Genomic DNA, 15,200 nt, shown 5'->3' with positions numbered 1-15,200 from the left:
CCATCGCCACCCGCTACGACAAAACCCGCGAGTCCTACGAAGCGGCCCTCACCATCGCGTCACTCCTGATGTGGATATGACCCTTTGAAGACACGTCCTAGGAGGGAGCCGGGACGACCGCGACGACGGTCGTACGGCGCAGTTCACGGACGGACTGGCGGGCGATGGTGAACGGCATGTCGGGGGAGTCGTAGAGGACGAGGGCGTCGTGGTCGGGTCTGCCCTGCTGGCCCGGCCGGGGGTGGAGCGTCCCCATGACGCCGACCGGCTCTGCCTCCCCGACCCGCAGCTCGACGTACCCCTCGCGCAGCCGGGGACAGAACGCCTTGGCATGGTCCGCGCACCCCTGGCACAGGGGCGGGATCACGGTGCGCACGCCCTCCCAGACGGTGTTCCCGGCGAAGTCGAGGAGGGGCAGGACCCAGAGCATCCCGCTGCTGTCGCGGGTCGGCTCCCCGACGCATCCGGCACACAGCAGACCGTCCATCGCCTCCTGCTGCCGCTCCGGGTGGAGCTCACGGGCGTACGCGGGACCGCCGTCCGGTTCGCCCCCGCACACCGCCCACAGAATCTGGTCGCGGTCGCGGCAGGCGCTGTCGAGGGCGGGGCGGGCGTACTCGACGCCGAACCGGCTGATTTGGACCGTCGGGGACAGGACGGTCTCCCCCTTCCACGGCACGACGTACGGGGGCTTCGGTCCGGGCACGGCTCATCCTCACGAGGTCGGAAGTCAAAAAGGGGGGGAGGGGAAGCAGCCCGTGCTCCCGGAGCCGGACGGTGGTGCCTAGGTGCTGTTCGGGGTACGGCTCCGCGCAGGTCTGCCCGCTCATCGGCCGGTCCTGGCTTCGGTGGTGGTCATGCCGCGTCCGCCAGTTCGGCGCCGGGGGTGTCCGCGTACGGTTCGGAGCCGGTCACCGGGTCGGCCGCCAGGCGTTCGCGCAGGCGCTGGAGCGCGAGGGCGGCGGGCGGGAGGTTCACTGCGGCCCGGCGGGCGTCGAGTTCGGTGTCGGGGTCGGCCACCGGCTGCATGCGCGGTCCGTCGGGGCCGAGGCGGTACTGGGTGCCGTAGTACTGCGGGTGACCGGAGTTCAGGAGGGACCTGTCGTACAGGTGGGCCCACAGGGTCTGGGACGCGGTACCCCGCTCCACCGCCTGCTGCATCAGCCGGGAGGCGAGGCGCTGGAAGTCGGGGTGGGTGTCGGCACGCAACGCGATCCGCCAGGCGGCCGTGGCCCCGCCTTCCCCTACGAGGGGTACGTCCGGCCACCCGTAGTCCGCGATCCTGCGGCGGAGGAGTTCGGCGTTGGTGTGGTCGATGTGGCGGCTCGCTCCCACCTGCTGGTCGGCCGGATGCGTCCGGGACAGACGCGCCCACTGCTCGTCGCTCCTCGTCGCCGAGGCGATCAGCTCGCGGGCGAGGTGGCGGTGCAGCGGAGCGGTGGTCGTGCGGTCCCTTCCACGAGGAGGGACCTTTTCAGGGCGGTGCACGGTGGGCGTCCTTTCGGGACGGGTTTCGGCCGGATACTGCGTTGCCCCGCGACGGCTCCGGAGGCGACAACGTCGTGCCGCAGCAGGGGAAGGGAAGGGGGAGGTGGGGAGAGCCGGCCGTGAGCCTCCCGTACGGAGCTGCGGCCGGGGCGCGGTCAGGCGCCGTCTCCTGGCGGGCCTCGGGCCCAGCGGGTTGTGCTGGTCCTCACGGCCGGTGGAGACCTCGGGTTCAGGGGGTCAGAGCAGGCCCTGCTGCCGGCGGGCCTTGTGGCAGGCGTACAGCAGGGTGCTCACGAGCCGCGCGGTCCTGACGGCCCAGTCCACGGCCGAGTCCCGCGTGGAGAAGATCTCGGGGAGGTCCAGGCGGCGGTTGGCGTCGGCGATGGTGGCCCTCACGTCCTGCGCGAGGGTCGACGTCGGCGCCATGGCCTTGACCCGGCGGTTCAGCTCCGCGACGAGCAACTTCCCGCCTGCGGCGAGTTCCCTGGTGATTGCCGTGGCGTCGTCGGCCGACGGCGGCGCACTGGTACGGGACTCCCACCCTCTGACCGTTGCTATGCGCGCCCGCAGTTCGAGCGGCTTCAGTTCCCGCTCGGCGGGGAGCATCCACCCGGCTACGTCGGCGGCGGTGAGGAGCTGGAACTCGAAGGCGCGGGATATCAGGTGGGCGTTGTTCCTGGCGTCGACGTCGATCCGGAGGCCGCGGCAGTCCGCGCGCACCTCCTGGATGGGCCTGCCGAGGGCGAGGGCTATCTGGGGCGAGGGCAGGCCCTGGGCGATGAGCGGGATCAGGGCCTGGCGCTCGCCTGAGACGTATATTTCGTCGCGGCGCCGGAGCACGGGCGCGGTGATCGCTTCGATCGCGTAGGACACCGCGAGGGCTGAGGGGACGTCGGGCGCCCAGGGCCCCAGCTTGGCCCTCGCGCTCTTGACGTAGCCGGAGGCCGTTCCGGAGGTGATCGACAGGGTGAACGCGACCTGGTCGATGCCCGTGCCGTCCGCCAGCCCTTCGAGGACCTGTCGTTCCTGCGGGGCGAGTATGACGGGCTGGAGGGGGGTGACGGTCGTGCTCACGGGGCTTCCTTCGGTCGGGGAGTGGGTGGGGCGTCCGGCGCCGGGGCGCTTCGGCGCCCCGTGTGGGGAGGGGGTGCCGTGTTCTCCCGGCGCCGGACGTGTTGTCGGACCGGGGGGATTGGTCCGACGATTGGGGGGGTGCCTCATTCCTCCTGGTGGACCAGGTCGGCGAGGTCGAGGAGGACGCTCGCGAAGCGCCGCAGGTAGCCCAGGACGTCTTCGTCTTCCGGCTTGGCCCGGCACAGGGCGAGCGCCTGCTGGATGGTGTCCTCCGGGGCGGGGGAGATCCGTTCCCGGACACGGTCGACGATGGGGTAGGTGGCCCGCCGGAGCTGGCGCAGGGAGCGCCAGACGTCCTCGGAGGACGGCCGGGCCTTGCGCCGGGCGGGGGACGGCGCGGCGGGGTGACGGCGAGCAGCGCCCGCCCGGCGCTCTCGCTTCGAGGAGAACCTGCTCGGCAGCTCTACCCTCGTCGGGGTGAGGGTGTCGTCGAGGATCTCGTGCAGGACGGCGAGGACGCTCTCGTCGACCGGGTTCGGCGCCACGAGTAGCCTGAAGTGGTCCTTCAGCCGGGCCACGGTGGCGGCGTCGGTGCGGGTCATCATCGGGTGTCTCCCGCGCGGCCCGCGAGGATGGCCCAGGTCATACGGCCGGTCGTGCCCCACTCCTTGGCGAGGGCTTCCACCAGGAACAGGCCCCGGCCGCCCACGTCGTTGTCGCCCGCGTTCTTGAGCTGCGGGTACACGGTGCTCTCATCGGTGACCCCGATCCACAGGGTGTCGCGCTTGTACAGGACGCGCAGCCGGACGGTGCCTGTGCCGTGGACGATCCCGTTGGTCACGAGTTCGGAGACGATCAGGACCGCAGCGTCCGTCTCGACCGGGATGTCCCACCGCGTCAGCCACGCGGCGGTGGAGCGGCGGGCCTCCGCGACGCGTTCCCGCTCGGGCGGCATGACGGCCTCGAAGCCGATTCCCCCGCCCCCGACCTCGGTAGGAGGCAGGACGGTGGTCACCGGGGCCCACCCGTCTCGGGGACCGCCATGGCGAGGAAGCCGCCGACATGCTCGACGAGCCCGAGTTCACCCTCGTACTCGTCGAGGTGGTGGCTGATCGCGTCGTAGGCGGGCACGACGATCCCGTCGAGGTCCCCGGACCTGACCAGCCGCAGGGCCAGACGCCAGCCGGGACGCCGTCTCGGCGGCACATCGAGGCAGTCGACGATGCTGTCCCACCCCGTACGCCACTGCTGCGCGTCCGCGTACACCCTTGTCGCGGCGAAGCTCTCGGAGGTGACCGGTGCGGTCATGGTGTGGGTGTAGAGGACGATCCGGGGGGTCCGCTGCCGGGCGTCGAGGGCCCCGAGGCGGTGCGCGAGCAGGTCACGCCGGACAGCGGCCAGCCGGGCGAGGGGGTCCGGCAGGATGAACTCGTGCACCGGGTAGGGGCGGAACTGCCTCTCGGCCTCCATCCATCCCGGGGTCCGGCGGCCCCGGCCCGGCGGACGCCGGACCGGCGGGTGCAGCGGCGTCTCGGTGAGGAAGGCGGCCCGGTCCAAGACATCCGCCACCAGAGTGCTGAGCGCGAGCGGCATCAGGACCTCCTCCTCGGGATGTCCTCGCCGTTGTGACCGGCGAACACCAGGAGCGCCGCTGCCACGGGGTCGTGGGGGTGCTGATCGTGCCTGAGGGGCACGGTCGTGGGGATCTCCGTGGCCTGCTCCGCAGGGGACGGGGGCCACGGTGTGGTGCGGGTGGTGCTCTGGCTCGTCGTCACGATGGGCCTCGGCTCGTTGAAAGAGGGGAACTGGGACCTCCTGCGACGGCTGCTTGGCCTACTTCGGCTGCACTGGAGGCAGCCGCGAGCTGTTCAGGAGGGGCCAGGTAGATGCACCGGCGGCGCGTATCCTCTGGCTCAACTACCGTTGCGCATGTGAGAGTTAAAGTGCAAGCGCACTTGCGCGGTAACGGAAAATGGCAAATGCCGGAGCGCCAACAGGGGCCATGTTCAGGGGAGACAGGGGGTGGCACACTCAGAGGCAGAGGACACGTCGGCGGTGAACAGAGACCTTGATGAGCACCAACAGGAAGCAGGAGAGGACCCCACAGGGTGGCAGCGCGACGAGGAGCGACATTCAGGCGACGTGAACTCGGAAGGGAGCTCCGCCGACTACGGGAAGCGAAAGGGCTGACACAGGAGGACGTGGCCCAGAGGCTCGGGTTCTCCGCCACCAAGCTGGCGCGGGCCGAACTGGGCGAGATCGACCTCCCTCGAACGACCGATCTCGAAGACCTGATGACGCTCTACGACGTGATCGACAAGGGCGACCGGGAGACGCTGCTCCAGCTCCACCGTGAGTCCCTGAGCAAGGATCCCTGGACGCCGTACAAGGGCGTCATGCCCTCAAAGATGCCCACCTATCGGGGCCTGGAAGAGGCGGCGAGCGCGATGCGCGCCTTCCAGCCGGACGTCGTGTTCGGCATCCTGCAGACGGAGGCATACACCCGAGCGCTGTTCCAGCTGGCCAAGCCCATCGATGAGACCACCAGCGAGTTCATCGAGACGAACACGAAGCTGAGGCTCGAACGCAAGGAGCTGATCACCCGGACGGACAGCCCCTTGGAGCTTCGAGTCGTGATGGACGAAGCAGCGCTGTCACGGATGGTCGGAGGGCCCGAGATAATGCGGGCCCAGTACGACGAGGTCATCGAACTCAGCAAGCTGGAGAACGTGACCGTTCAGGTCCTGCCGACCAGCACGGTCACGTACCGAGCCAGGTCTAATTTCATCATCCTCGACTTCCCTGACGATGTGGATTCGGTAGTTCAGATCGACCTTCCGAACACCATCTCCGTCACGGACGAACCCCGGGCGGTCGCCAACTCCGTACGAGGCTTCGACGTCATGCGCGAGAGTGCGCTGGCGCCGGTGGCGACGCCCGAATTCCTGTACCAACTCACGCAAGGATGGATGAGCCATCGCTACTAACCTGCGGGCCTCCGAGGTGGCCCCCACGACCGCTTGGTTCAAGTCTTCGTACAGCGACAGCAATGGCGGCGCCTGCATCGAGGTCGCCGACCTCGTTCGGACTGTGGGCGTGACCGACTCCAAGGTGGCCGACGGGCCAGCCTTCGTCAGTTCTCCCAGTGCTTGGTACACGTTCGTCAGCAGCGTTGCGGCAGGTGCCTTCGCCGCGTAGCACCATCCGGCGAACGGCCCGGATTCCCCAAGGCAGATGCGTGGGGTGCGGTCTCGACGTCGGTCAAGCCCCCAAGAACGAACTAGCAAAAGGATGAACGGCCATCGACTCCAACCACCCGGCCATCACGCCAAACCCTGAGAGCAACGACTTCGCCTGGTACAAGTCCTCCTACAGCGACGGAACGGGCAACAACTGCGTCGAGGTCGCCGACACCGTGGACACCCACGCGGTCGTCCACATCCGCGACTCGAAGGTCCCGAGCGGAGCCCGCTTGCGGTTCACCCCCGGAGCCTTCAGCACCTTCGTGGACTCCGTCGGCGACAGCACGGCCGCCCAGATCTGACCCGTGACACCGGAGGCGGCCCGCCTTCCCGATCCGTATCGGAGGGAAGGTAGGCCGCCCTTCGCGCTACCCACAGCACCGAGAGCCGGGAGGCTATCGTCCGGGCGCTGGGCTGGCTGATCGCGCCTCACACGTTTCACCGGCCTCAGGTTTGGTCATCCGTGTACGCCAGCGCACACCCCGTCTCCGGCAGGGGAACAGAGCAGACACGACAGGAGGCAGGCACATAATCACCGACGGCATCACGCGGATGGGCGGCTGCGGCGAGTGCAGGACCCTCGCCCTCCGGCACGTCTCGCATCTCTGGGAATCCCGCTGCCGGGGCGCGGACCGCTGCTGGACCCGGGCCGCCGACGAGAGCCGTTGGGAACTGGTCGAGCACCTGCTTGCCGCGCACCCCGACTGGCTGCCCGACTGGGACGAGACCTGCGGTGGCTGCCAGGATCTGCGGGCTGAAGGCCCGGACGAAGCCGACTTCGATCCCTCGACCCGCGCGGCTCACCGAGCCGAGCACCTGATCGTGCACCTGGCCGACGAGACGCAGGCGACGTACCTCGACGACGTGGAGTACAGCATCTGGTGGGCCTCTCTCCGGCCCTTGCCTCCGCTCCCGACGACGAAGGAGACCGCATGACGACTTGAGACCATCACGGCGATGACCGGGACCGCACAACGGCCCGACACGGAGCCGCCGGGTACGCCGGTCCCTTCCCAGACCGTGGCCCGCCCGTCCCGAGCGGCGGCGGGCGCATGTCCCTCGTCATCGTCGAACTCAAACCACCACAGCTTTGACCTGCGCTTTCCGGGCAGGTGTAACAGAATCCGGCGGGCGGCGTACTACAGGGCAGGACTCCACACCGGAGCCCGCCCCCGTACCCCGCACGAGGAGATGCCCCTATTATGACGGCTCTTGCTACCGCCATGCCCGCCGCGCCGATGACGCTGGCCGTCTTCGACGCCCTGACCGCGAGCGCGCACGGCCCCGGCGCCCACGTGATCGAACTCCACCCCCAGCTCGCCGGCCGACTGCTGCGCCGCAACACCCACAACCGGGCGCTGCGCTCCACCGCCGTCGACGACTACGCCCGTGACATCGAGGCCGGGACTTGGCCCCTGAACGGCGAGGCCATCAAGTTCGACACCCACGGCAACGTCCTGGACGGCCAGCACCGTCTCCACGCGGTCGTGAAGGCGAAGAAGCCCGTCCAGACCTTCATCATCACCGGCCTGCCCGCCGAGACGCAGACCACGATGGACTCCGGCCGCCGCCGAACCACAGCCGACGCACTGTCTCTGGCCGCCGAGACTAACGCCACCACCGTCGCCGCCATCCTGGGCCGCCTGTGGGCCTGGGAGCAGGGCGACCGGAAGTTCACCCGCCGCACCCGCCTCACCACCGCCGAGTCCCAGAACCTCCTGGCGGCGCACCCCCAGATCCGCCGCTCCGCGGAAGTCGCCCAGCGCACCCACACCGCCTTCCCCCACATCCGCCGTCGGCCCTCGGCACCGCCCACCACCTCCTGGCCGCGATAGACCCGGCCGCCGCCTGGTTCTTCCAGCGGCTCGGCGACGGCGCCGAACTGCCCTCCGGCCACCCCATCCTCGCGCTGCGCACCCGCGTCACCTCCGAGCGCGCGAAGGAAGGCCGCATCGACTGGGCCCGGCACCTCGCCTACCTGATGGTCACGTGGAACGCCTACCGTGACGGCCGCAACCTCTCCCGGCTCCTCCTGCGCCCCGGCAACCCGGTCCCCACCCCCAAGTAGCCCGATCCCACCGAGGAGATGCCCCTCTCATGAGCAGCACGGCCGAGCCGTCGGCGACCCTGCTGGACACGATCGCCCTGATCGCGTGCGGGCAACGCGAGGGCAAGACCCGCGCATGCCGTTCCTGCGCACGCAAGGCCCGGAACCTCCTCGGCATCGCCACGACGGGGGCACGCGGCACGCTGCCGGGAGTGCCAGGAGAAGGCGGTCGCGATCATCGCGGAGGTCGGGACCTGCGCCTAGGGTGAGCAGCTTCCGGGGCGGGTGCTCAGTGTGAGCGCCCGCCCTCAGGGCACTTCGGGCATCCGACGGTTTCGAGGTCCGCGCAGACCACACACTCCTGCCCGCCGTCACCCGCCGGCACGGGCCCCGTCAGGTCGGAACCGCACCGCGCCCGAGCGGAGTCGCAGCAGGACGTGTGAGCGATCGTGACATGCGCGACGGTGGCGGCAGGGAGCTGCCCCAGCACGCGTGCGGCCACGGTGCGACTGGCATGTTCGAGAGCTGCGAGGAATGGGTCCGGCGACATGCCAGGGAGCGTACGGCAAGATCACAGAGCGCGCATGAGGTGTTCCGGGAGCAACTGCTGCTCGGCCGCCGCCCGCCGCAGCGTCTCGGCGACCGCGACACTCCGCTCGGCGTCCGCGAGCCGGAACCACGGTGTCGTGCGCTCCCCTGCGGCTGTCCGCAGCTCGCGCCGGGTCTCGTAGTAGTGGCGGGCAAGAGAGAACGGGGGTGATGTCGTCATGCCTGCAGTACGTCGGCAGGCCAGTATCTGTGACAGTAGCCCCGCCGTCTGGGAGAGCTCACCGATGGACCCCGCTATAGGTAGCGTCTCTGGACGCACAGGATGTAGGAACCATCGGCCGGTCGGATCATCCGGTGGAAATAGTCTCCGGGGTAGATGCCATCGACGAATGTTTCGGGCCAACTGGGAGTGCTGGCCGGGGAGCAGATGGCGGTGGGGGTGTCGAAGCGCCGGACGACCTGCCACAGCTCCAGATCTGAGGCCGGAGTCTTGTCGCACTTGGCGACTGCCCGCCTTGTCGGTACCTGGATGGCGATGGTGAAGCACTCGCCCTGCTCGATGCTCTCCATCGAGCGGGTGGGAGCGGGGGCGGCGGAGACGAATTGGCTCTCGATGTAGGCCCAGATCTGCTGATGGAAAGCCAGAGCGCCGATGATGCTGCCCAGCACGATTGTTCCCGCAGCGAAACCCATTATGCGCCTGGCGGCGGAAGGCTTATGGGTTTCGGGGTTCGCCGTCGTGGTCTTGGCGGGCCTGAGCGCGGGAGTTGCTGTGGCCTTGGCGGCCGATAGGTCCTTCACCGTCGGATCTGGTTTCGGCCTGGGCCGGGTGGTGTTGTCACCCCCGCGCAGAATGGCCGCCGCCTGGTGAGCAGTCATCCGCCGTACCGGGTTCTTGGCCGTGAGTCCCTCGATAACCCAGGTCAGCCGCTCGCCCGCCCGTACCGGTTCAGGTAGTTCGTCGAGCAGCACCGCCGACAGGCTGGCCATGCCCGAGCCCCTGCCGAACGGTGAGACGCCCTCGGCCGCGTGGTAGAGCGTGACCCCGAGCGAGAAGAGGTCGGTGGCAGGGGTGGCAGGGTGACCACGGGCCCGCTCGGGGGCGATGTACTCCATGGAGCCGATGACCAAGTCTGTTCTGGTCATCGACGACTGGCCGACCTGCTTGGCGATGCCGAAGTCGGTGAGCATCACCGTGCCGTCCTTGGCGAGCATGATGTTGGCGGGCTTGACGTCCCGGTGCATGATGCCCGCCTGATGACAGGCGCCGAGAGCCGCCAGCATCGCCAGCCCTACCCGCTTGACCAACCCCCGATCGACGGGGCCGTTCTGGCGGATCTCGTCGGCCAGGGAACGTCCCGAGACGTACTGCATGACGGTCCACGGCACGCCGCGCTCGACGACCACGTCGTGTACGGCGACGACGTTGGGGTGGTCCCGTAACTGTGCGGCGTGGCGGGCTTCCCAGGCCGCGCGTTCCACGCGTTCGGCGGTCTCCTCCGGGGTACTGCCCGGCGGGACGTACACCTCCTTGATGGCGACGTCGACGTTCAGCCGGTGGTCGCGTGCCAGCCAGACCCGACCGAAGCCACCGGAGCCCAAGGGCGAGACCAGTCGGTAGCGGCCGGCGGCCAGGGCGAGTCCGGAGACAGCTGTGGTGGGCGGCGGTGCGGACAACGGATCCCCCGATCGCTGGGGCACCCGTGTGTTGACTGAGCGCCGTCAGAAGGCTACTGCGGGTTCGGCGCGGAGGAGTGAGGAATCGAGCCCATCGGCTTCAGACGGGTGACTGTTGGGCACGCACCATGCCGACGTTGCCTGAGCGGAGCGAAGGCATCGTAAGGTCTTAATGGTGGTACTTGATGTTGGTACTAAAGGGGCCTGACCTTCCGGTACCCGGTTCACCGGAGCCCGGTTTCACCGGCGCCGGTATTTCAGGCCCCGGTCACCGGAGACTGAAAACCAGGCCCCGGACGTTCCTCGGGGGCCTGGCGACAGGGCAGGACGATCAGCCGCGCTAGCTAGGGGAGTTCGGCTTCACACGTCAGGTAATGGACGATCTCGGCGAACTCGATCTTGCCGTCATGGTTCTCGTCCACCAGGTCCTCGACCTGCGCTTCGGTGAGGTCGACTCCGGCGGCGGCCAGCATGATCACGGCCTCGGCCGGAGTCAGGTAGCCCTTGTGTTCACTGTCGAGGTAGTTGAAAGCCTTCTGGAGCACCGCGATCTGCTCCGGTGGCGGGTCGTCGCACTCCTTCGCCGCCGCTGCCGCCGGACGGGCGGCGGCAGCGGCCGGGGAGGCGAGCGCCGCGGAGTTGAGCGGGAGCAAGGCGGCGGCGGTGAGAGCGGCGACTGTGGCCATCCGCGCCAGCAGGAAAGGAAGAGGCAGACGCACAACAACTCCCTGATGAGTATCAGTGCACGGTTTTTAGCATTATGTGCATGAGTGTCCTGCCGGGGCGCGCCGGACAAGCACGGCTTCGAGGACTGTCTCGCCCGGCACGGGTAGACCGACGCAGTGCCCTTGAGAGCCGATGCCGAAGACTCCGCGGCCCCATGCCGTGGAGTCGCCCAGCAGGGTCAGCCGATCAGCTTCACGTAGGAGGCGGCGTCGAGCAGGTGGCCGGTGCCAGCTCCGGCCGCCAGCTTGATCTTGAACAGCCACGCGTCATAGGCGTCGCTGTTCACCTCCTCGGGCGTGTCTGCGACGTCGGTGTTGATGGCGACGACCTTGCCAGTGACAGGGCTGTAGATATCGGAGGCGGCCTTCACCGACTCAACGACGCCAATGGCGTCCCCCGCCTTGACCTGCGTGCCCACCGCAGGCAGCTCAAGGAACACGATGTCCCCAAGCGTGTTCTGGGCGTAGTCGGTGAGGCCGATCGTCAGCGTTCCGTCGGCTTCGGTGCGCACCCACTCGTGCTCATCCGTGTACTTGAACTCAGCAGGGACATTCGACAAAGCAGAAGCTCCTCGGGCACGTGATCAACAGGTGACCCAGTGTCACACCATGGGTGTGCCGCCGTGATGATTCCGGAGACGCGTGTCTGAGCGTTGACGACGTACGCCGCCAGCAGATCGAGCGTGGCACGTGGTCAGCGAGTACACCTCGGGGTCTCAGGAATCGAACGGCCACCAGCCTCACCGCCCCCCCCGAAGCGGCGAACACTTACCGTCCCGTTCTAGGGCCTGTCTGACAATTCCCGTCGTCGCCCGTAGGGCGGCCGCGCGGCGTCAGGTGCGTGCTCTCGGCGTGCTGGCCCCAGGCCCTCGTACTGGATGTACGTGGCTCTGGGGCCGGTGCGCCGAGAGTGCGTGCATGGCGTCGTGAGGCAGGCGGGAATTGTCAGACGGGCCCTAGTGAACAGAGCCAGCCGCGGGAGGAGAACGAGGTCGGCTCCTACCGGAGTGCTCTCACCGCCCCGGCCCTTCTGCGGAGAGGTATCACGTCAGCGTGCAGTGGAGGGCGTCCAGGATCGCTACGGCATCCGGGATCGCCGCATTGCACACCTCGATTGTGCCGCGCCCGTCGGCGCCCAAGCCGAACTCGAACTGCGCGCCCGACATCTCGCAGTCGTACGAGTAGACGCCCGGCCCGGATCCCGCGAGCGTGCCGTCAGCGCCGTTGAGATACGGAAACCCCACGGCGTCCACCGCCTTCTCGACGACCACGTTGGGCAGCCCCTTGAACTCGATGACCGCCCGCAGGTCCTCGACGTACACCCGCCCCGTGCCTTCCTCATGCGTCAGACCCAGGCGAGGGTGGTCGCACATCCGGCTGGAGTCCTCGGCCAGGAGAGGCAACGCGGTCTTCAACGCGGTGACGGCGGCGTCCTGCGCCCACCTCCAGTGGCTGTCCCAGGAGTCCAGGGCGTCGACGAGGTCGTGGTTCAAGGCTGCTCCGATCAGCGTCGGGCGGCAGCCGGGGCCGCCGCCCGGGAGGCGAGACGGGGAGCAGCATCCGTGCGGGGGAGCCTAGTGTCGTGCGCCGCTGGGACCGGACAGGGCAGCTGGCTCAGGCCGCGTTCCACACATGGGCCCGGCCGCCGCGCCACTCGACCCATGACGGGTCGTCGATCACGGACTCCGGATCAAGAACCCCCGCCGCTTCCAGGAAGACCGCCAAGTCGTGATCGGAGTGAGCCAGCCCCAGGATCTCGTCGCGGCCGGCCCGGTGCACGCTCACCCGCCGCCCTCCGGAGGGCGAGGGGCGGTGGACCGTGATGGGCGCGCTCACCCCTCCAGGGTCACCCCAGAGGACGGTCACGTCCAACCGGCGGACACCTGTGCCAACTCGGAGGCCGGAGCAGACGAAGCCCGCCGACCGCTCACCGCTTCTGCCCACAGACCGAGGAAGCGGGTGCGCCGAGCCACCGCTGAGCCAGAGGGCGCGGCAGTGAGCCCGCTCTCTCTCAGCTCAGGGAGACACCGAAGTCACCCGGCGCCCGCTCAACGGGTACCCGCCAAGATGATCCAGTCGTCGAACGCACCCCGCTCCAGCTCCTTCTTCTTACGGATCTCCTCCAACTGGTCCGTACTGATCCCGTGATCCTTGGCGAGCGCGAGGATCACCTCCAGGACGTCGGCAAGCTCCTCGGGCCCCGACTCCTCGTCCGCAAAGAGGTACTCGCGGACCTCCTCCATCAACTTCCTCCGCAGCCTCTTGCGTCGCTCCTCGGGAGCTGCGATGTAGAAGACCGCTTCGATGCCTTTAGCGATCATGATCTTCGGAATCTTGTCTCTCACCAGCTTGCCGACCATGCTGACCGTCATCGTGGCCCTCCTCCATGCGCTCACGGGGAAGCGCGTCTGGACGCCTCCCGGCCGGGCAGCCTACGAACACGGGTGCAGCTCGCCCACCCCTTGAGCGTTCGCGGGGACTCCGCCGAACGGGTGACCCCACCCCGTCATGCAGCCCGCACCCGGAGGGCGCCTGGGCAGGAACGGACCGGCCCCGGGCCGTTCCCGACGACTCCGGCCCGCTCTGGTGAAGGGGTGGCGATGCGCGACGCTGCCACGCCACGATGCCGCGATGAACGACGAAGAACCCTTGGAGGAATGGGCACGCCGCCGGGAGATCCGCCGGAAGGCGGCCAAGGGCAGGCGCCGCGTCATCCCGCTCGGCAACAGCCCCCACCGCGGCGCCCACGTCGACCCCGGCGCGCCGAGGGTGATCGAGGAGTGGACGGGCAGCGAATGGATCGTGGTCGGCGTCGCGGAGAACCTGGCCGCCGTCAAGGCCCTGCTCTACCCGCTTCCCCCTCAGCCGGAGAAGCCTGCCGAGTGGGACCGGCCGCCGCTCGGCAAGGGCCGGGGACGGCACAGGAAGCCGTCCCCGGCGGACGAACGCGACACGTAAGCCGGGCTGGCGGAGAGACCGCTGGCGCCGTTCCCGCTTTAAGGGCTCATCGGCCCAGGGATGTCCATCAGGCGTTGGCCCAGCGGCCCATCGGCCAGCCCGGACCGAGTCACGAGCGGAACAGCACCGCCTCGTCGTAGTGCTGGCCGGTCCGGAGACAGTGGTGCAGCCCGCTCAGCGGCCGGTTCGCGACGTGCCGGATCGCGGCCGCGTACCCGTCGCCGCGCTCGTGCCGGGCGTCGTGCAAGGCCCGGCAGCTCGGGCGACGTGGTCAGCGCGTCGAACACCACCCTGTGGCGACGGCTCGGGCACGTCGCGTGCATGGTCGCCGGGGGCGGCTCTGTGCGCCGTTGGCGGCGACCGGTGGCCTACCAGGGCGCCCCGCCGCCTTGCCGATGAGACCGAGCGGGCCTGGCGTCAGCGGGATGGCACTGAGCATCCGGCCCGTACGACTTCGGCATTACTGTCTCGCCCGGACACCGGACCGTCTGGTGACAGGACGCCTCCTTCCCGCGCACGCGGGCGGCCAGGGTGCTGCCCCTGCGGCCTCAGGTCCTGGCACGCGGCGGCGCATCGGCTGACCGGCCTCGTCCTCGAAGACCACCCAACCGCTGTTCACCGCCGCGGTGCTCTTACCTTCGGCCACACCTCTCACGGCCTGGCGCCGGACCCACTCCCGTCCGACTCTCTCGACGTCGGTCAAGCCGCCGCCCTGCGAATATCTCATCGAACGAGAGTTACCGAGGTCATCTTCATGCTGTCTGGAGAACAGCCTGACATCACTCGATCAAGTTCAGTGGCTTTGACGCTGGAATTCGTTACAGGTCGCTGGTTCGCCGCGACGGCGGTCCGGCAACTGGAGGGGTGAAATCCTGGTTGCTGAAATCAGTGTCGAAAGTGCCCGTGTGATCCGCATCGCTCACGGCAGACGGGAAAATCCTTCCCGAGCGGCCGACGCGCAAGCTACAACACTACCCATGCCGCCACGCCCGCTAGAAACGGACCCGCCGGACACGCCCCCGCCCAGGCCATCGAACGCAACCGCAGGGCCCGCGGCTACTCCCAGCGCCAGCTTGGCGCCCGCGTCACCGCACTTAGTCAACCCATGACCTTCACAGTGTTGTCCCACATCGAACGCACCGTCCGGCGCTGCGACATTGACGTCCTCTTAGGGGCCCTGCCCTGTCACCCCCCCGCCCGCCAGGCCATTTCACCCTCTCGGCACAGGATGAAAAGGTTCAGCGAGGTCCGGGGAGACCGGGACTCTTGCTCGGAGCGGTTAGAGGAACCCGATGTCACTTTGCTGACGGCAGAGAGGGGGTAGCGGAAGAATGCTGGCCTCCCGGTCAGACCGCGTTTGAGATCTGCCGTGTCCCGTTGCTGAAGGGCTCGTTGAACTCTCTGTGAGCGGCGTTGGGGGTGGGTACCCATCGGACCTGA

The 15,200-nt window shown here is 68.8% G+C and carries 22 protein-coding genes; 7 read left to right on the top strand and 15 right to left on the bottom strand.

What is annotated here, in order from left to right:
- Positions 1 to 97: 97 nt before the first annotated feature.
- The 7 genes from ACIRQY_RS35370 to ACIRQY_RS35340 form a co-directional block, all read right to left on the bottom strand.
- Positions 98 to 706, bottom strand: a complete 609-nt coding sequence (locus tag ACIRQY_RS35370) for a hypothetical protein (RefSeq protein ID WP_403932906.1) — start codon at positions 704 to 706, stop codon at positions 98 to 100.
- A 149-nt stretch (positions 707 to 855) separates the two neighbouring features.
- Entirely contained in the window at positions 856 to 1,488 is a 633-nt protein-coding gene (locus tag ACIRQY_RS35365) for a DUF6624 domain-containing protein (protein ID WP_403932903.1), read from the bottom strand.
- Between the two features lie 237 nt (positions 1,489 to 1,725).
- Positions 1,726 to 2,562: a DUF6415 family natural product biosynthesis protein gene (locus tag ACIRQY_RS35360; RefSeq protein ID WP_403932900.1), complete on the bottom strand. Its 837-nt coding sequence runs from the start codon at positions 2,560 to 2,562 to the stop codon at positions 1,726 to 1,728.
- A 143-nt stretch (positions 2,563 to 2,705) separates the two neighbouring features.
- Positions 2,706 to 3,167: a hypothetical protein gene (locus ACIRQY_RS35355; RefSeq protein WP_403932897.1), complete on the bottom strand. Its 462-nt coding sequence runs from the start codon at positions 3,165 to 3,167 to the stop codon at positions 2,706 to 2,708.
- A complete protein-coding gene (locus tag ACIRQY_RS35350; RefSeq protein WP_403932894.1) occupies positions 3,164 to 3,577 on the bottom strand; it encodes an ATP-binding protein in 414 nt (137 codons plus the stop codon). The genes ACIRQY_RS35355 and ACIRQY_RS35350 overlap by 4 nt, the downstream gene beginning before the upstream one ends.
- Positions 3,574 to 4,155: a hypothetical protein gene (locus ACIRQY_RS35345; protein WP_403932891.1), complete on the bottom strand. Its 582-nt coding sequence runs from the start codon at positions 4,153 to 4,155 to the stop codon at positions 3,574 to 3,576. The genes ACIRQY_RS35350 and ACIRQY_RS35345 overlap by 4 nt, the downstream gene beginning before the upstream one ends.
- Complete coding sequence (locus ACIRQY_RS35340) at positions 4,155 to 4,337, bottom strand: hypothetical protein (RefSeq protein WP_403932888.1); 183 nt, start codon at positions 4,335 to 4,337, stop codon at positions 4,155 to 4,157. The genes ACIRQY_RS35345 and ACIRQY_RS35340 overlap by 1 nt, the downstream gene beginning before the upstream one ends.
- A gap of 333 nt (positions 4,338 to 4,670) precedes the next feature.
- Here ACIRQY_RS35340 and ACIRQY_RS35335 point away from each other — a divergent pair, with 333 nt between their 5' ends.
- The 6 genes from ACIRQY_RS35335 to ACIRQY_RS35310 all read left to right on the top strand — a co-directional run bounded on the left by ACIRQY_RS35335 (position 4,671) and on the right by ACIRQY_RS35310 (position 8,120).
- Entirely contained in the window at positions 4,671 to 5,549 is an 879-nt protein-coding gene (locus ACIRQY_RS35335; RefSeq protein ID WP_403932885.1) for a helix-turn-helix domain-containing protein, read from the top strand.
- Between the two features lie 16 nt (positions 5,550 to 5,565).
- Positions 5,566 to 5,760 (top strand): DUF397 domain-containing protein, encoded by a 195-nt coding sequence (locus ACIRQY_RS35330; protein ID WP_403932882.1) that lies wholly within the window; start codon positions 5,566 to 5,568, stop codon positions 5,758 to 5,760.
- Positions 5,761 to 5,863: 103 nt separating this feature from the next.
- Entirely contained in the window at positions 5,864 to 6,106 is a 243-nt protein-coding gene (locus ACIRQY_RS35325) for a DUF397 domain-containing protein (RefSeq protein ID WP_403932909.1), read from the top strand.
- Between the two features lie 250 nt (positions 6,107 to 6,356).
- Positions 6,357 to 6,740 (top strand): hypothetical protein, encoded by a 384-nt coding sequence (locus ACIRQY_RS35320; RefSeq protein WP_403932879.1) that lies wholly within the window; start codon positions 6,357 to 6,359, stop codon positions 6,738 to 6,740.
- Between the two features lie 266 nt (positions 6,741 to 7,006).
- Positions 7,007 to 7,639, top strand: a complete 633-nt coding sequence (locus ACIRQY_RS35315) for a hypothetical protein (RefSeq protein ID WP_403932876.1) — start codon at positions 7,007 to 7,009, stop codon at positions 7,637 to 7,639.
- 262 nt (positions 7,640 to 7,901) lie between these two features.
- On the top strand, positions 7,902 to 8,120 hold the full coding sequence (locus ACIRQY_RS35310; protein WP_403932873.1) for a hypothetical protein: 219 nt from the start codon (positions 7,902 to 7,904) through the stop codon (positions 8,118 to 8,120).
- A 302-nt stretch (positions 8,121 to 8,422) separates the two neighbouring features.
- Here ACIRQY_RS35310 and ACIRQY_RS35305 read toward each other — a convergent pair whose 3' ends face one another.
- The 7 genes from ACIRQY_RS35305 to ACIRQY_RS35275 form a co-directional block, all read right to left on the bottom strand.
- Positions 8,423 to 8,620: a hypothetical protein gene (locus ACIRQY_RS35305; RefSeq protein WP_403932870.1), complete on the bottom strand. Its 198-nt coding sequence runs from the start codon at positions 8,618 to 8,620 to the stop codon at positions 8,423 to 8,425.
- 74 nt (positions 8,621 to 8,694) lie between these two features.
- Positions 8,695 to 10,077 (bottom strand): serine/threonine-protein kinase, encoded by a 1,383-nt coding sequence (locus tag ACIRQY_RS35300; protein WP_403932867.1) that lies wholly within the window; start codon positions 10,075 to 10,077, stop codon positions 8,695 to 8,697.
- A 344-nt stretch (positions 10,078 to 10,421) separates the two neighbouring features.
- Positions 10,422 to 10,796: an EF-hand domain-containing protein gene (locus ACIRQY_RS35295; RefSeq protein WP_403932864.1), complete on the bottom strand. Its 375-nt coding sequence runs from the start codon at positions 10,794 to 10,796 to the stop codon at positions 10,422 to 10,424.
- Between the two features lie 185 nt (positions 10,797 to 10,981).
- Positions 10,982 to 11,362 (bottom strand): glycine cleavage system protein GcvH, encoded by a 381-nt coding sequence (gene gcvH, locus ACIRQY_RS35290; protein ID WP_403932861.1) that lies wholly within the window; start codon positions 11,360 to 11,362, stop codon positions 10,982 to 10,984.
- Between the two features lie 483 nt (positions 11,363 to 11,845).
- Positions 11,846 to 12,295 (bottom strand): hypothetical protein, encoded by a 450-nt coding sequence (locus ACIRQY_RS35285; RefSeq protein WP_403932858.1) that lies wholly within the window; start codon positions 12,293 to 12,295, stop codon positions 11,846 to 11,848.
- Positions 12,296 to 12,416: 121 nt separating this feature from the next.
- On the bottom strand, positions 12,417 to 12,638 hold the full coding sequence (locus ACIRQY_RS35280) for a hypothetical protein (protein WP_403932856.1): 222 nt from the start codon (positions 12,636 to 12,638) through the stop codon (positions 12,417 to 12,419).
- Between the two features lie 212 nt (positions 12,639 to 12,850).
- Complete coding sequence (locus ACIRQY_RS35275) at positions 12,851 to 13,174, bottom strand: hypothetical protein (protein WP_403932853.1); 324 nt, start codon at positions 13,172 to 13,174, stop codon at positions 12,851 to 12,853.
- Between the two features lie 259 nt (positions 13,175 to 13,433).
- Between ACIRQY_RS35275 and ACIRQY_RS35270 the strand changes: the two genes are divergently transcribed.
- Positions 13,434 to 13,760: a DUF6087 family protein gene (locus tag ACIRQY_RS35270; RefSeq protein WP_403932850.1), complete on the top strand. Its 327-nt coding sequence runs from the start codon at positions 13,434 to 13,436 to the stop codon at positions 13,758 to 13,760.
- Between the two features lie 109 nt (positions 13,761 to 13,869).
- Here the strand turns inward: ACIRQY_RS35270 and ACIRQY_RS35265 are convergent, their stop codons facing one another.
- Complete coding sequence (locus ACIRQY_RS35265) at positions 13,870 to 14,007, bottom strand: hypothetical protein (RefSeq protein ID WP_403932847.1); 138 nt, start codon at positions 14,005 to 14,007, stop codon at positions 13,870 to 13,872.
- Between the last annotated feature and the right edge of the window lie 1,193 nt (positions 14,008 to 15,200).

The sequence above is a fragment of the Streptomyces sp. NPDC101490 genome (genome assembly GCF_044767145.1).
Classification (GTDB): Bacteria; Actinomycetota; Actinomycetes; order Streptomycetales; family Streptomycetaceae; genus Streptomyces.
Note: the sequence above shows the minus strand (reverse complement) of the source record. Positions and strands in the feature narration are given on the sequence as shown.

Coding starts and splice junctions, on each gene's coding strand:
- ACIRQY_RS35355 (WP_403932897.1), bottom strand. CDS start 3,167: ATGATGACCCGCACCGACGCCGCCACCGTGGCCCGGCTGAAGGACCAC.
- ACIRQY_RS35345 (WP_403932891.1), bottom strand. CDS start 4,155: ATGCCGCTCGCGCTCAGCACTCTGGTGGCGGATGTCTTGGACCGGGCC.
- ACIRQY_RS35320 (WP_403932879.1), top strand. CDS start 6,357: ATGGGCGGCTGCGGCGAGTGCAGGACCCTCGCCCTCCGGCACGTCTCG.
- ACIRQY_RS35315 (WP_403932876.1), top strand. CDS start 7,007: ATGACGGCTCTTGCTACCGCCATGCCCGCCGCGCCGATGACGCTGGCC.
- ACIRQY_RS35310 (WP_403932873.1), top strand. CDS start 7,902: ATGAGCAGCACGGCCGAGCCGTCGGCGACCCTGCTGGACACGATCGCC.
- ACIRQY_RS35305 (WP_403932870.1), bottom strand. CDS start 8,620: ATGACGACATCACCCCCGTTCTCTCTTGCCCGCCACTACTACGAGACC.
- ACIRQY_RS35275 (WP_403932853.1), bottom strand. CDS start 13,174: ATGACGGTCAGCATGGTCGGCAAGCTGGTGAGAGACAAGATTCCGAAG.
- ACIRQY_RS35270 (WP_403932850.1), top strand. CDS start 13,434: ATGAACGACGAAGAACCCTTGGAGGAATGGGCACGCCGCCGGGAGATC.